The organism is Dictyobacter kobayashii (assembly GCF_003967555.1).
GTDB classification, from domain to species: domain Bacteria; phylum Chloroflexota; class Ktedonobacteria; order Ktedonobacterales; family Ktedonobacteraceae; genus Dictyobacter; species Dictyobacter kobayashii.
The window spans coordinates 2,725,639-2,741,347 of the sequence record NZ_BIFS01000001.1; the positions used below are offsets into that span (position 1 = coordinate 2,725,639).

The 15,709-nt window shown below is 46.8% G+C and carries 10 protein-coding genes and 2 pseudogenes; 8 read left to right on the top strand and 4 right to left on the bottom strand.

Annotated elements, in window-relative coordinates; genetic code table 11:
• Positions 1–481: 481 nt before the first annotated feature.
• Both EL645_RS12040 and EL645_RS12045 read left to right on the top strand, forming a co-directional pair.
• Positions 482–1,213 (top strand): hypothetical protein, encoded by a 732-nt coding sequence (locus EL645_RS12040; RefSeq protein WP_126550295.1) that lies wholly within the window; start codon positions 482–484, stop codon positions 1,211–1,213.
• Positions 1,214–1,221: 8 nt separating this feature from the next.
• Positions 1,222–2,337, top strand: a complete 1,116-nt coding sequence (locus tag EL645_RS12045; RefSeq protein WP_126550296.1) for an aminotransferase class I/II-fold pyridoxal phosphate-dependent enzyme — start codon at positions 1,222–1,224, stop codon at positions 2,335–2,337.
• Between the two features lie 19 nt (positions 2,338–2,356).
• On the opposite strand, the gene EL645_RS12050 is transcribed toward EL645_RS12045, so the two are convergent.
• Together EL645_RS12050 and EL645_RS12055 are read right to left on the bottom strand one after the other, a co-directional pair.
• Complete coding sequence (locus EL645_RS12050; protein ID WP_126550298.1) at positions 2,357–3,499, bottom strand: outer membrane protein assembly factor BamB family protein; 1,143 nt, start codon at positions 3,497–3,499, stop codon at positions 2,357–2,359.
• Between the two features lie 135 nt (positions 3,500–3,634).
• Positions 3,635–4,389: pseudogene (locus tag EL645_RS12055) on the bottom strand (SDR family NAD(P)-dependent oxidoreductase).
• 238 nt (positions 4,390–4,627) lie between these two features.
• Between EL645_RS12055 and EL645_RS39255 the strand changes: the two are divergent.
• The 6 genes and pseudogenes from EL645_RS39255 (at position 4,628) to tpiA (ending at position 10,058) form a co-directional block, all read left to right on the top strand.
• A complete protein-coding gene (locus EL645_RS39255) occupies positions 4,628–5,032 on the top strand; it encodes a hypothetical protein (protein WP_161977324.1) in 405 nt (134 codons plus the stop codon).
• Positions 5,026–5,658: an aminotransferase class I/II-fold pyridoxal phosphate-dependent enzyme gene (locus tag EL645_RS12065; protein WP_161977325.1), complete on the top strand. Its 633-nt coding sequence runs from the start codon at positions 5,026–5,028 to the stop codon at positions 5,656–5,658. Before EL645_RS39255 ends, EL645_RS12065 begins: the two co-directional genes overlap by 7 nt.
• Positions 5,655–6,086 (top strand): PLP-dependent aminotransferase family protein, encoded by a 432-nt coding sequence (locus EL645_RS12070; RefSeq protein ID WP_246035533.1) that lies wholly within the window; start codon positions 5,655–5,657, stop codon positions 6,084–6,086. Before EL645_RS12065 ends, EL645_RS12070 begins: the two co-directional genes overlap by 4 nt.
• A gap of 728 nt (positions 6,087–6,814) precedes the next feature.
• Entirely contained in the window at positions 6,815–7,828 is a 1,014-nt protein-coding gene (gene gap / locus EL645_RS12075; RefSeq protein WP_126550307.1) for a type I glyceraldehyde-3-phosphate dehydrogenase, read from the top strand.
• Positions 7,829–7,933: 105 nt separating this feature from the next.
• Positions 7,934–9,127: a phosphoglycerate kinase gene (locus EL645_RS12080; RefSeq protein WP_126550308.1), complete on the top strand. Its 1,194-nt coding sequence runs from the start codon at positions 7,934–7,936 to the stop codon at positions 9,125–9,127.
• A gap of 137 nt (positions 9,128–9,264) precedes the next feature.
• Positions 9,265–10,058, top strand: a pseudogene (tpiA, locus tag EL645_RS12085) (triose-phosphate isomerase).
• Positions 10,059–10,895: 837 nt separating this feature from the next.
• Here the strand turns inward: tpiA and rpoD are convergent.
• Positions 10,896–12,194 (bottom strand): RNA polymerase sigma factor RpoD, encoded by a 1,299-nt coding sequence (gene rpoD / locus EL645_RS12090; RefSeq protein WP_218031820.1) that lies wholly within the window; start codon positions 12,192–12,194, stop codon positions 10,896–10,898.
• A 166-nt stretch (positions 12,195–12,360) separates the two neighbouring features.
• Positions 12,361–14,457 (bottom strand): DNA primase, encoded by a 2,097-nt coding sequence (gene dnaG, locus EL645_RS12095; RefSeq protein ID WP_126550309.1) that lies wholly within the window; start codon positions 14,455–14,457, stop codon positions 12,361–12,363.
• Positions 14,458–15,709: the final 1,252 nt, after the last annotated feature.

Below are 15,709 nucleotides of genomic sequence, written 5' to 3' on the forward strand. Positions count from 1 at the left end.
TTCTTGTCGATTTTTCATACGGGAGGGTAAAAGGAGGCAGGCTCCCATCCCATGGTCCTGAGCTCAAATTCTTCGTATCTAAACGGCATTGCGCGGGCGCTTCCTTCCCTTCCGCTCGAAAAAGAAAGAATAAGTATACATCTCATCAACTCACGCTCAATCGCTTTTCTGGTACATGGTCGAGATGGGAACAAGCAAGCGCCCGCGAGGGGCGCACCTACATGTCGTGTTCTTGGTACGTTCTCTTCTCACCCTCGCCTTAAAATAATGTGGATCGAGCATAAGGCCGCATCCAGACGGATTGAGCTGGTTACCACCAAAACTGATGTTTCACGTGAAACATCATACATTCACTTTCCAGCCAAATTTCAACAATAAAATTGAACGTTTCACGTGAAACATCATGCATCGACATTCACATTGGACGAGATGTTAATATAGAAGCTGGCACTAATTTCTATGAATAGAGATTGGAAAAGTAATGAATACAAAATATCTACATCTAGCAGTAGACAATAATGCAGTATGGTGTGATACTGTCTGTCGCTCGCATCATATCTCTACAGAGTTCTACGAGAACTTCTGGATCACTAACCGACAAGCACCTACCTATTATCCCAATTTGATAACGCTTTCTCCTGCTACCAATCTTAATCTTGATCAGGAGCCCCTGGCAACATTTCTCACGGAAAAGCATGATTACACCATTTCCGTGAAGGATAGCTTCGCGGATCTGGATCTTGTACCGTTCGGATTTTATTCGCTCTTTGAAGCGCAGTGGATTTTCCATCCGGCGCCAATGGGGACTGTTGAACAGCCATCTACAACCCTCCAATGGAAAAAAATCGGTGAGGAGAAGGAATTGCTCCGCTGGGAGGAAGCGTGGTCTCAAACGGAACTATCTCATAACCATATTTTCCTTGCTCCGCTTTTGCACGATGCTGATGTTTGCATGATGGCGGCCTATAAAGAGGATCAGATCGTAGCAGGGGCGATTGCCAATAGGACGACGGGAATCGTTGGCATCTCTAACGTTTTTACTCCGGAACAGGAGGCAGAACAATATTGGTCAGGCTTGCTCGATATGATTGCTACCTGCTATCCTGGGCTTCCTATCGTCGGCTATGAACAGGATGAAAGCCTTGAGCTGGCAGTGCACATTGGTTTTACGCCACTCGGACCGCTACGCGTCTGGCTAAAAGAAGATGAATAGGAAAAAGAATGCACATTCCTGATTTTAAATTGGAACGCTATTTCGCTCAGTGGGAATTCGTCGCTCCTTATATGCTATCAAGTTCTGACGTCGATGGCTATCAGATGAATGAGTTGCTGGCATTGGCCGACGAAGAATGTAGAGAGCTCTGGCAAAATTTATTGCTGGGATATACTGAAAGCGCAGGCCATCCATTACTTCGACAGCAGATTGCTAGCCTCTATCAACAAATACAGCCTGAAAATATTCTGACTTTTGCCGGTGGAGAAGAAGCCATATTCGCCTTGATGAATGTTACGCTACGCAAAGATGATCATGCCATTGTGACCTGGCCTGGCTATCAATCTCTCTATACTGTGGCCCAGACAATTGGAGCTGATGTCTCATTACTCCAACTGCAAGAAGATCAGGGCTGGCAATTGGAACCGTCTGCGTTACGCAAAGCCCTGCGTCCCAATACTCGCCTGATAGTTATCAATTTTCCTCACAATCCAACTGGAGCACATCTGGACAGGCACACTCTTGATGAGATCGTAGCCATTGCCAATGAGGCAAATGCTTATCTGTTTTCGGATGAATCCTATCGCTTCCTGGAGTATCAGCCTGAGCAACATTTACCAGGAGCCGCAGATCTAGGAAACAAGATGATCTCGCTCGGCGTGATGTCCAAGTCGTTTGCCCTGGCCGGATTGCGCCTCGGCTGGCTGGCGACCCGGGATGTTGATCTGCTAAAACGCGTGGCGGCCTTTAAAGATTATCTTTCAATTTGTAATAGTGCGCCCAGTGAGATTCTGGCACTGATTGCTTTGCGAGCCCAGGCTCAAGTGCTTGCGCGCAGCCTGGCGATTATTCAACCCAATCTTGCGCTGCTAGATCGTTTCTTCGCAGAATGGTCGGATATCTTTTCCTGGCAACGTCCACAGGCCGGCAGTATTGCTTTCCCTCATCTTCATACGCGGCAATCCATCGCCGATTTTGCCCAGAATCTGGTGCAGCAGGAAGGAGTTATGCTCTTACCAGGAACGGTCTATGATCATCCCGGCAATAATTTTCGCATTGGCTTTGGGCGCAAAAATATGCCAGAGGCACTGCTCAAACTAGAGCACTTCCTTAAACGGCGCTAGCTATCTCTATACAGATGTCTTAGCTGGGAACCACAATCAGAGAGGATCCAAAACCTGGCAGTAACGCCGCGTCTATATCTGTCGTGTCTATAACCTGGTCCAATAGCCAGAGGGTCGTCCCATCATAAGCATCAAATGCATAGAGTCTTTTGCCATCAGCCTGACCCACATATATGACGCCATGTTTCACGTGAAACATCGATGGGCAGATAGTTATATTACGGAACCAGGATACTAAGCCATTGGTACAATTCAGGGCCAGCAAGGCTCCCTTTGTTCGCACAGGTTGCATATCAGCAGCATAGATATCTTGCTGATATGCGCCACATAGACAAAGATACAAATGCTCATTTTCGATATGAGCAACAAGGTCATTGGTATTACCAACAAATTGTTCCCAGCGCAATGTCCCACTGACCACATCCAGGGCATAGATAGTCGTTCCACCAATACAAAAGACCAGATCATCGGCATAGATAGGTGCGCTAAAAATGGGATCAGGTAATAGTTCCGATTGCCAGAGTTGCTGACCGCTTTCGGCTGAAAAAGCATAGATATAACTGCCCTCGGGATCTAAATCAGCACTGGCAAATAACAGGGTATCAGATAACGAGTGGGTTAAGAATATTTGCTCCGGGGAGATAGTGGTTAGCCAGCGCTGTCGAGAACGCTGAATATCTTTGGCCATCAATTGATGCTGGTCGGTATAATAGACAGTATCTTGCCTGATAGTCAGATTGATTGTACCCAGGTGGATCTCACTTAAAGCTAGCGTTTCACAGCTCCATAACCTGGTTCCACTCGAGCCATCCAATGCATAAATGTCTCCAGTACAGGACAACACATACAAGATTCTGTCCACCATGCTCATTGCGACCGGTTCATTAGTCTGCATGCCGGCATGAAACGTATGCGGAACAAGTGGCGCAGACCAGACCAGATTTCCAGTGCTGGCCTGGAACGCATAGACCATGCTTTCAGATTGCACTGAATATACATAGACCATGCCAGCTGCTACGACCATTGAAGATCCTAAGCCAGCAACCTCCCGACGCCAGAGAACTATCCTCTCATCTATGCTAACTTTATAGAGAAGGGATTTCCAGGCGATATATATTCCTCTATTGGATAATCGGCCACGCTTCGCCAGTAGGTTTTTCATCCAGTCTGTTTACCTGCATTGGAAATTTGCCATTTCTGTTACATAGCACGTTTCTTCTTTTTCCAAATAGACAGTTTGCTAACCTATGTGCAAATTAAAAAATTTGTCAAAGTCACCCTTGAGTTTCAGGCGGCCTTAGCGCATGATCTCACCACCGTTAATAAGAAGAACCTGGCCCGTCATAAATGAGGCTGCTGGTGAGGCCAAAAAAAGTGCGGTCCGAAGAATATCATCAGCGGTCCCCCAGCGTTTCATTGGAATATCCAGGATGGCCTGTTCCCGCGTTGCGTCGGATAACGTCTGCGACCATTCATTCTCAATACGGCCAGGGGCAATACAATTGATCCGTACACGGGGGGCAAATTCTGTGGCCAGACAGCGGGTTAATGACATGATCGCTCCTTTACTGATAGCATACATTTGATTAGGCAATCCTGGAGCCCCGTCCAGTGCTCGATCCCAACCAGTGGTCAGAATGGATCCGCCCTCACGCATATACGGCTGCACCTCGCGACAACAGCGCCAGGTCCCCATAATATCTACCCCAACGATGCGTTCAAACACTTCTATCTCTGTCATTCCCCTGGTTTCTGCGCTATTGGCACTGGCACCTGCATTGTTAATCCAGACATCAATCGGACCCAGCAGTTGCTGGGCACTCTGTACCAGTTGCGCCACTTCAGCTGGCTGACGTAGATCTGCCTGGAGCAAGAAGGCCTTTCCTCCCAGCTCTTCAATCTGTCTCACCACTTCTTCTGCCCTTGCCTGGCATGGGCATAATGCACCAATACGGTCGCCCCCTGTTCGGCAAAGCCTAGCGCCAACCGCTTCCCGATCCCACGACCAGCGCCAGTAATTACCACGTTTTTATCTTGAAATAACATGCGCATTCCTCTCAACAAATTACATATCCAGCCTCCCAACGAGGCTCCTCCGTACCTATCGTGTACAGTTATACCATTTGCAGATTATGCTGGATAGACTGCCTTTAGAATAGATCTTTTCTCCACCTGGTATTAGTGTTACACTAATAACGTTAAGCTGGTCAATGTTGACTGGCGACCTTCACGTGAGATGTCACAGTGTGTGGAGTGCACAGCTGCGCACATGAAAGGAGTATCACAGCCCGTGAGCCAATATACCTCTTCAATGGATTCAACAATCCCATCCGCCCTATCAGTCGATGAACAACGCACACTTCTCCGCGAACTTCGCAGTGAGATTCTAGAACGCTATCGTCCACATATAAAAGAAGGGGCCGGACCAATTCGCGTCATGGCTCGTATTGTTGCTGAATTAGAACAAACTTGCCGCCAACATAATATAGCAGATGACATCATTCATACTGAGGTGGTTAATCGTACAATCGGGGATATTGATCTGCGCCAGGCAGTGGAATGCGAGGGAGAGGAGGGGGGCCCTCCGATTATCGTATTCTGGCTGATGAGTTGGGGATCGCTCTACCTGACGAACAACTACATAATTATACTGCCACAGGTGAGACCTATCGTTGGCTACGGGAACAGATGTTAGAGTGCGAGCGTCTCTTGCTCAGCCAGGGATTTGATCCACGTATCTATGATATCTATGGCATTGGCAATCCGGTCTTGCGCGGTTGGCTGGCACAGGACATGGGTCGCTGGGGGCTGCAGGTTACACACCAGAATGTTCATCTTAGCCTGGGCGCAATGGATGGTATCGATAATGTTTTGCGTGGCCTGGCTCATATCTATCGTACGCAAGGTATAGAACAGGTGGGCATCCTGTTTCCAGAGCCCGGTTTCGGTGTCCCTGAATGGCAAGCTCAGAGTTATGGCTATCATATTCACCGCTACAAAACTTCTGCCGAGAACCATTTTAAACTTACCGGGGCACAGTTAGATCAGATTCTGGCCGATAATCCAGATATTCGTGTGTTCTATCTTACGATCACGAATAATCCTACGGCGTTTGCCTACTCACCGGATGAGCTGGAAGATCTTCACAATGTATTGCGTCGCTATCGCGATCAGGGCAGAGTGGTCTATATTCTGGCTGACCTGGCGTATATCGGTACGGGTAAGCCAGAGGAAGATCAGGCACGTATGGCTACATTTACCCCCCCGATGTACAACAACATACGGTCTTCGTCAGTAGTTTTTCTAAAACCCATACCCTGACTGGCGAACGTTTCGGCTGGGTCACCTGTGGCGATCCAACTATTGCTGCTGGTATCTCGGTCAGTTGGAGCAACGGCCTGGCCGCCTTGCCTGGCGAATGGCAACTGCGCTTTATGGCTTATTACCGTCTCTTCCAATCTCGTCCCTGGTTAGCGGAAAAATTACGTCGTTTCTATCGTTTGCGACGTACACAATTACTCAAACAACTAGAAGAGATCAACGAAAAGTTTCAGCTCTTCCAACAGATTTATATAGATGATGATGCCACGGTCTACAATTGGAGCAGGCTCAATGATGGATTTGATGCATTCTCGCTCTTTGAAAAAACGGGTATAGCTGGAGTGCCTGGTTCGGGCTTCGGTTATGATGACGAATATATTCGCTTCTCCATCGGAGTTATCCCTATCATTCCTGGCAATCTTTTGTAGAGTTAGAGCAACGATTTTTAATATAAGTACTGAAATAACCAGCAGGGCAGTCAGACCCTTCGCTATGAATTGCGGTCTGCCTTGCTGGTTGTTAAGTGCTCAAAAGTTTTATATCTATACAGATATATGACCAGATTGAGATTAAAATTAGAGTCTTACCACTTTATATGTCTCAAGCCATATATTTCAACAACGCCCGGTACAAACACATTATTGAGAACCTGGTCCCAATGAAGACCGATATTAAAAGTTTAAAAATATTTTTTATTATTCTACGAGCGCAGGCCTGTACCCCACTATTCCTCTATAGTTACTTTACACACAACACCAGAAACACTACTATTCGTCTTGCCTATTAAACTCTCCACTCAGATATATTGCTAGTTTCGTTCGCAAGTGATAACCTTACAGATAGGGAAATGAAGGTAACGGCATCCAATTTGGGTGGATCCCCCAAGTGAAATGGAAAAGTACCGACCAACCATCATTACAGTATTTCAAGGTCGAAATGCGCCAGTAATTCATCTCTAGATATCATTCTCACAGATGATTTGTGATCCATTCGTGACACTTACGCATGTTGCAGAGATGCAACTGTAATTCGTTTGTGACAGACTATGGATGATATGACATGACGAGATGATGCAAATTACTTAGGGGCAGCTAAAGACCTGCCCTTATGGGCAAATTGTACAAGGGATACAACATATAATTAAGGAGAAAAAGCTATGGCAACCCGCATAGGTATTAATGGCTTCGGACGCATTGGGCGTCAGTCCCTCAAAGCAATCCTTGAAAACCACTCCAGTGAATTAGAAGTTGTGGCAGTTAATGACCTCACCGATACACAAACCAATGCCCATCTTTTAAAATATGATTCCACCTACGGTCGTTTCCCTGGCGAAGTTGAAGCTACTGAGGATACTCTGATTGTAAATGGGCATGCAGTCAAAGTTATTGCTCAGAGAGATCCCGCACAGATTCCCTGGGGCGATCTGGGTGTTGACCTGGTTATTGAGTCAACTGGTCTCTTCACCGATGCCTCTAAAGCTTCTGCCCATTTAAAGGGTGGCGCGAAAAAGGTTATTATCTCTGCTCCTGCTAAAGGCGAGGATCTGACGGTCGTTCTGGGTGTGAACGAGAATATGTATGATCCTGCTAAGCATAATATTATTTCAAATGCGTCCTGTACGACTAACTGTCTGGCTCCGACAGCCAAGGTTCTCAATGATACGTTTGGTATTGAGCGTGGACTCATGAATACCATCCACTCCTACACTAACGATCAGCGTATCCTTGACCAGGTGCATAAAGATCTGCGCCGCGCGCGTGCCGCTGGCAGCAACATTATCCCTACCACAACTGGTGCCGCTCGTGCTCTGGCTCTGGTCATTCCTGAGCTGAAAGGCCGCTTCGATGGTATGTCTCTCCGCGTTCCAACTGTAACAGTATCGGTGGTTGATTTTGTGATCACAACCCGTAAGGAAGCATCGGTTGAGGCCGTCAATGATGCATTCAAAGAAGCCGCCGCTGGTTCACTCAAAGGTATTCTTGGTTATACAGATGAGCCTCTGGTCTCTACCGATTTCCGTGGCGATCGTCGTTCATCTATTGTAGATGGTCTTTCTACTATGATTCTTGGCGGAAATATGATTAAGGTTCTGGCCTGGTATGACAACGAGTGGGGTTATTCAAACCGCGTCGCTGATCTGGCCGCCTTTATCGCTGAAAAGGGATTCTAATTCAGCAGTTTTCGATGGCGTATGTTACATCTCTCTGGGTGTGACTACGCCATTTTATATGTCAGGCCCAGGCTTATAGGCTTGAGCTAGTAATAGGACAAAGCCATGAACAAAAAGACTGTTCGGGATATTGATGTCGCCGGAAAGCGCGTTCTGGTCCGTGTCGATTTCAATGTGCCTCTGGATGCAGAACAACATATCACTGACGATACCCGTATAGTTGCTGCTCTACCTACGATCGAATATCTGCTTGATAAAGATGCCTCCGTTATTTTGATGTCCCATCTGGGTCGCCCTAAAGGCCAGGTGGTCGATACGATGCGGTTGACACCGGTAGCTACCAGGCTGGCAGCTCTGTTAAAACGTCCAGTCGAGACCAGTAGTGATGCAGTCGGTCCAGAGGCGGAAGAGAAAGCCCAGGCATTACAGCCTGGCCAGGTTCTGCTGCTGGAGAACCTGCGTTTCCACAAAGAAGAAGAGAAGAACGATCCTGAATTTGCTCGCCAGCTGGCTTCCCTCGGCGATCTCTATGTCAATGATGCCTTTGGGACGGCTCATCGGGCACATGCCTCTACTGAGGGGGTAACCCACTACCTCCCTGGCGTCTCGGGTTTCCTGGTGGAGAAAGAGATTAATTTCCTGGGCAGCGCGCTAGAGAATCCTCGCCGTCCCTTTGCGGCTATCGTTGGTGGCGCAAAGGTTTCAGATAAAATCACTGTGCTGGAGCGCTTGATTAAGATCGCGGATATTATTCTGATCGGTGGCGGCATGGCGAATACCTTTTTGAAGGCTCAGGGATTTGAGATTGGGGATTCGCTGTTTGAAGAGGCAAAAGTAGCTGAGGCGAAGGCATTAATTGCACAGGCGCAACAACAGGGCAAAAAATTTATTCTACCGCCCGATGTTGTGATCGCTGATCGCTTTGCTGCCGATGCTGAGCATAAGGTTGTACCCGCTCAGAACGTTCCCCAGGGATGGCGTATTCTGGACATTGGCCCGGCTACGATCGAAGAGTTCCGCCGCGCGCTGGCTGAGGCTCAGACTATTGTCTGGAATGGTACGCTGGGTGTGGCTGAAATGCCGGCCTTTGCTAAGGGTACCAATGCTACCATTGAGATCTTGATTGAACGCACCGGGCAGGGCGCGACGACCATTATTGGTGGCGGTGATTCAGCCGCGGCAGTTGAACAGGCTGGAGCTGCCAGTAAGATGACCCATGTCTCTACTGGTGGTGGCGCCTCGCTCGAATTTTTAGAGGGCCGCGTCCTTCCAGGTGTAGCAGCCTTACAGGATGCCTGACCATAAAGGTGATACAATTATGGGTATCACTTAATTATTCATGAGAATGAGTGGGGCGGCCAACTGGTCGCCCCATCAATTCATAATTGTACATAAAATTGGATCTCTGACGATCCATGCTGGTAAAGGAGCAATGTATGGCAACTTCTCGCACTGCGATTATAGCTGGCAACTGGAAGATGAATCTGGGGCCGCAACAGGCTGCTAATTTTGCCAGGGAGATTATCCCCGCGCTTGGACATATTATTCAGCATAATCCATCTATTCTGAGTATTCTTTGCCCCCTTCGATCTCTCTACCTGCTGTTCATAAGGTATTAGAAGCGCTTCCAACCCCGGGTATCGAGTTGGGTGCGCAAAATATGTACTATGAAGATAAGGGTGCCTTTACCGGTGAGATTGCGCCTGGTATGGTGAAGGAGCTGTGTAGCACGGTTATCCTGGGCCACTCAGAGCGTCGTACGTATTTTTGTGAGAGCGATGAACTGGTCAATAAAAAAACATTGGCGGCCCTTGCTTATGGTTTGCGCCCAATTGTTTGTCTGGGTGAGAACTCGGAGCAGTATGAATTGGGTGAAACTCAATCTGTGATCAAAGCTCAAATTCAGCAAAGCCTGGCTGGCTTAAATGAGCAGCAGGCACAACAAATCGTTATTGCGTATGAACCGATCTGGGCTATCGGTACAGGAAAAGCTGCTACGGCTGCTGGCGCTGGCCATGTCATTCACTTTATTCGCCATACCTATGCCGAGATCTATGGTGAGAGCGCGGCCCAGGCTATCCGTATTCTATATGGTGGCAGTGTGACTTCTGCTAACATTGGCGAGTTTATGGCTCATCCAGATATCGATGGTGGACTCATTGGGGGAGCCAGTGTCAAAAACGATTTTGTAGAAATCGTCCGCATTTCCGCTGAAGCAATACAATCCTGATGTTGCTGTGTAGTGTGCCACTCAGACAAAACTTTATACGGCACACTACACAACCCCCATATAAGCACTACAGGCATGTCGTTATATAAAAACGATCTTCTACTGGCTGCATTTTTTCTGACAACATAAATATCTTCCTCCATATCATTATATAGATGCATTAATATATTCAATTCAACAAGCTAGCATTCCGATAATCTTTAAAGCATTATACAAGTGAATTATGCCAAATCATAACGAAAGATTATTTTTAAGCAATTAAGAAAGCTCTTGAGAAGGCCATTAGAACCCTTGCGGATCTTTTTACCACTAATTATACCCGCTAACAAATGCATCGGTCCTATTATGGCTGTAGATGCGTTTTGAGCTATTTCTAAATCTGAGCCACGCGGATGATTCGAAAAAACGAGTTTCGCTTACATTTCCCTCGCCCGATATTTCTCTTCATCGCTGTGGATAAGTTTTCCACAGCGATGAAGAGAAATATTTCATCACTAAATATGTGGATAAAGCAGCCAGATATGTGGATAAGTTTTCCACCTATCCGTATAAGTTTTCCACCTATCCATACGCATATTATCCTAGTAACAAATGTGGATAAGTTTTCCACATTTAGCTGAGTTATCCACATTCTTTCATAGTTTATCCACGCGTTGACAGTGTGGATAACTTTTCCATAAACTCTAATTTCCCCAACTATAATACCGTTAGAGCAGCAAATATCTTTCTATGAGCACACAAAAGTAAAAAAAAGTGAGCCGTTAATTAACGGCTCACTTAAAATTGTTGATAAGTTATCCACATCTGTGCAGAGTTATGCACATTGTTAAATGGATGCTAGTCTAGATAATCTTTTAGCTTTCTGCTGCGGCTAGGATGACGTAATTTGCGCAGTGCTTTGGCTTCAATCTGGCGAATACGTTCACGGGTTACGTGAAATTCTTTGCCAACTTCTTCCAGGGTACGGCTACGACCATCATCAAGACCGAAACGCAATTGTAGGACCTTGCGCTCACGCTCTGTCAGGCTGTCCAGTACGTCTTCCACTTGCTCTTTGAGCAATTGGTGGCTGGCGGCTTCCGCGGGAGCCAGGGCTGTCTGGTCTTCGAGGAAATCACCCAGGTGGCTGTCGTCTTCTTCACCAATTGGTGTTTCCAGGCTCACAGGCTCCTGACTGACTTTGATGATCTCACGTACTTTCTCTGCGCTGATCTCCATCTGCTCGGCGATCTCTTCCGAGGTTGGTTCGCGTCCAAGATCTTGTAGCAGACGGCGACTGATACGAATCAGACGGTTAATGGTCTCTACCATATGCACAGGGATACGAATTGTACGCGCCTGGTCAGCGATCGCTCGGGTGATCGCCTGACGAATCCACCAGGTGGCATAAGTGCTGAACTTATAACCTTTGGTGTAATCGAATTTTTCTACGGCACGTATCAGGCCAATGTTACCTTCCTGAATCAGATCCAGCAGGTTCATACCACGGCCAATGTATTTCTTGGCTACACTAACGACCAGGCGCAAGTTGGCCTCGGTCAAGCGGCGCTGGGCCTCTTCACCGTCTTCAACATATTTACGGTTGGGCGTTACTTTAAGGCGCTCAGCCCGAATGCGCTCCTGTTTACCACGTTCCATCAACTGCGCTAAGCGAACTTCTTCTTCAGCATTCAACAAGGGAACGCGACCGATCTCACGCAAGTACATGCGCACAGGATCATCCAGACTGCTCTCAAGATCAGCCACTACAATTCCCAGGCCATCTCCAAGCTCATCCCATTTCGGGTCTGCCAGGATCTCAGCGTCCACTTCTGCTACGTCTTCGGGGCCGGGCTCCCAGTCTGCTGGTGGCTCTTTGGTTGGATCCAGGGCGTCCATAGGCTCTTCGTCCTGCAATTTAAACAGGTCAAATCCCTCGCTGTTCTCGGCGGGTGCCGTTACGCTTGCCGCTGGAACGTGAGCATGATGACCGACGGAGTCAATATTAAAGACATCTGCCGTATCATTTAACATGGATTGATCCATATCAAAATGTTCAAGATCAAAAACTTTATTCAATGGCCCTGTACTGATAGTGCCGACATTTCCACGGTCATTGTGTACTCGATCCATTACTTCTTGGTCCCGATTCACCATTCTGGCATCCCCCTTCAGAAAACAGGCCTAATATAATAAACGATAAATGATAACAAATCCTGTTCTCTGGTCCGATTTGGTAAAATTGATTTTTTAGCGCCGCCTCCATTCAGCCAGGTTGCGGCAAGCTGAGTTGCTTCGTCATGTGTGACGTCAGTTGTTCTACCTACCCCTGTAACCGTGTGGCGGTGTCGAGTGTAAGTAGCTGCCGTTGTATTGCCACAGATTGCTGCTGTAACTGCCTGACAGCGGCTTTGTCCCCGGCTGCGGCGGCTTCTTGTAAAAGAAATTTTAGTTCTGTATTTAATTGTCTCAATCGCAATTTCTTGAGACGTGTGGCACACTGGACTGCTTCTTTTACCAGTGCTTCTGCGTCTCTTGGAGACATCGCCTTAACACTCTCAAGAACCCTGGCTACTGCGGGCATCAGTGCCGAGGGCACAAATTGTTCTAAGGATTGGTATGAAGGGGAAGATTCACGTTGATACACAGAGTTGAGTAAGTGGTACAACTCCCGCGTGTCTGTCCCAGCGAAGTCACCTTCGTTAATTATAACACAAACATGCGGACATAGGCCTGGATTTTGCACGAGTAGCCCAATAAGGTAGTCCTCCCATTTTAACGTACTCTGCTCTGTTCTGTCAAGCCCGATCTTCGTCTTGCTTGCGTTACCTCTTATATCCTTTTTTTCAGGTTCTGCATTCTCCTCTGGATACTCTTCGCTCCCTTCAGCGCCCGTTCTCCTTTGCCCCTGTTGGGGCATGCGCTCGACTTCAGCTACTTTTCCACTAAAGTTGGCTGTAAAACCCGTGGATTTTTGTCCTCGCATGACGCGCTGCAGCTCATCGTAGAGACTACGTTCGTCGATGCTGATCATTCCAGCCAGTTTTCGTATGTAAGCGTCCCTTTTGATACGGTCGCTGATCATTCCGATAACCGGTAGGAGCCTTTTAGCAGCTTCAGTCTTTCCTCCTGGTTCCCGTAAGTTAAGATCCCCTGTCTTGACAACGAAATAGTAGTCGATAAGTGACAGTGGATGGTTGACGGCGTAAAACCAGGTTGAGAAATCTCGCCTGATTACTTCGTCAGGATCTTCTCCTGGCGGTAGTTGCAGAACGTTGATTTCTGCATCTACTTGCTCTTCTAGCCGAATGATGCCACGTGCCGGTTGCTTTACGGCTTTCTGGCCTTTTTGCCCCGACTGGCTTGCTCTCCTGACTGCGCTTCCTCCAGCAAGTGGAACAGGAACAAAGGTGCGGTCAAAACCTTTGAGCGCCTCTTTGATGCCTTGCTCTGTTGCGGCACTACCGGCTGCATCAGGATCAAGCGCAAGCGTGACTTGCTTGGTTAGCTTTTTGAGCTTTTGAATGTGCTTTTCAGTAATTGCGCTACCAATACAGGCGACTGTCTGCTTCGTTCCATACTGATGAGCAATAACAGCATCTACGTACCCTTCTACTATAACCACCTGCCCAATTTGCTTTATTGCATCTTTCGCCATATCTATAGCGTATAAAACTGTATTTTTCTCAAATAACATTGTTTGAGGTGAGTTGAGGTATTTGGGCTTTGTATCTCCCAAAGCTCGACCACCGAAACCGATCACCCGTCCGCGATCATCTCGAATAGGAAAAATAAGTCGGTTGCGAAAGTAGTCGTATATCCCGTTACGCTCACCACCAAAGTTGTCATTTTCTCGCCAACGAGCCAGTCCACCTAGTACCAGCTCTTGCTCGGTATAGCCTCGGCTCAAAAGATAGCGCGATAAACTATCCCATTGCTCACTGGCATATCCAAGACTGAAGGAGAGTACCGTATCCGATGAGATACCTCGACTCTCAACATAAGCCCTGGCTCCTGCAGCTTCTTTCGATCTCAGTAGCATCTGGTGAAACCAGAGGAGAGCCTCTTCGTTTAGCTTACGCAGCCGTTCCCTGGCTGCACTGGCCTCACGCTCTTCTTCCGGGTCGTTTCCGCCGTACTCTTCAATCTGCACCCCCGTTTTCTCACCCAGGTAGAGGAGAGCTTCGTGAAAATCTAGTGCTTGCTGCTTTTGTACGAAGGAAAAGATGTCTCCACCTTCATTGCATCCAAAACAGTGCCAGGTCTGGCTTTCTCTGAATACATAGAATGATGGTGTACGCTCATTGTGAAATGGGCATAAGCCCTTGTAAGACTTTCCCGATTTCTGCAAAGTGACGACTGTACTAATCTCATCTACGACATCTACCTTCGCTTTAATAGTTTCAATTACTGATGTCATACTTTAATCCTTAGACAAAGCGGTCCTCGTGATGTTTTGAGATCGCGATGAGTGGGGGTTATTCCACCAATATAACGAGCTATCTGTTTAAAAGTCGCGTGTATAGCTATTCCGATCTACAACACTGTCACATAATGCGTTGCTCACTCTGTTAGTCGAATTAAAAGTATATGCACAAATATACGAAACTTTTGAAGGTGATATACCTATTGTACTACTTGTAACGATAAAGTTGAGACGGTAATCGCGCTGATAGGACATCTGGGCTTCTTTCCTGATCCACTCCTCCATCCGGCGATGTGCGATTTTCAGATCTGTTTTCTCCATGCTTTGTAGTTAACCGCTATTGTACAACCAAACAATCTCCCTTTGCTAAATATAAGACGTCAGGATCGTTGCTTTATGATGGATTTTTACTATCCAATAGCGCCTGATTGGTGGATTTCTTGTTTCACCGCTCGGTGGCTATCGCCCTCCCGATTTTTCAGCCGATCCCAAAGTTATCCACAGCCCTATACTACTAATAAATATATATATTTTAAAAAAAATATAAAAGACAGTAGTAGTAGGGGATGTGGAAAAGTGGATAACTTTTTTTTTGAGCCGTTTTTTCTTCTTTTTGGCTATGGCTTCCACAAGCCTGAGCGGCGGCTTTATGGGCCTCCTATAAAGTTATCCACACAAACGTGCGAGCAGGCGAATTTATGTGGATAGCCTGTGGATAACTTGGGGATAACTTATCCACATCGCATAAAATTGAGAACTTTTGTTCGAAAGTTATCCACAGGTTATCCACAGGTTTGCCCGAGTTATCCACAGGTTATCCACAGACATTTTTGGCTGTGGATAAGTTTTCCACATCGAATGTGGAAAAGTCATAACTATGTGGATAATCTCTCTTTTTATGACGAATTTTACATTTTTGGACCCTTTTATTGATGCTCACCTATCTGTTGTTGACAGAATGTTTAGCGTTTGTTACTTTTATTCTACCTGGTTGCTTATCTTTTCCTCTTCTTTTATTACCTGCTTGTTTAGCGATCTTTCATCCGAAACAGTGGAATGACAAAAGTTATCCACAGCCAATGTGGATAACTCTGTGAGATTTTGGGGAGAACTTGTCAGTACATGTGGAAATTGTGGATAAGTTTTCCACATCGAATGTGGAAAACTTATCCAGTTATATGGCGTTTTTATCTTTATCGTTCTATTGTGGATAACTTATCCACACTGGCTGTGGATAACTCTAAAC

Coding starts and splice junctions, on each gene's coding strand:
- EL645_RS12040 (WP_126550295.1), top strand. CDS start 482: ATGAATACAAAATATCTACATCTAGCAGTAGACAATAATGCAGTATGG.
- EL645_RS12045 (WP_126550296.1), top strand. CDS start 1,222: ATGCACATTCCTGATTTTAAATTGGAACGCTATTTCGCTCAGTGGGAA.
- EL645_RS12050 (WP_126550298.1), bottom strand. CDS start 3,499: ATGAAAAACCTACTGGCGAAGCGTGGCCGATTATCCAATAGAGGAATA.
- EL645_RS12065 (WP_161977325.1), top strand. CDS start 5,026: ATGTTAGAGTGCGAGCGTCTCTTGCTCAGCCAGGGATTTGATCCACGT.
- gap (WP_126550307.1), top strand. CDS start 6,815: ATGGCAACCCGCATAGGTATTAATGGCTTCGGACGCATTGGGCGTCAG.
- EL645_RS12080 (WP_126550308.1), top strand. CDS start 7,934: ATGAACAAAAAGACTGTTCGGGATATTGATGTCGCCGGAAAGCGCGTT.
- rpoD (WP_218031820.1), bottom strand. CDS start 12,194: ATGGTGAATCGGGACCAAGAAGTAATGGATCGAGTACACAATGACCGT.
- dnaG (WP_126550309.1), bottom strand. CDS start 14,457: ATGACATCAGTAATTGAAACTATTAAAGCGAAGGTAGATGTCGTAGAT.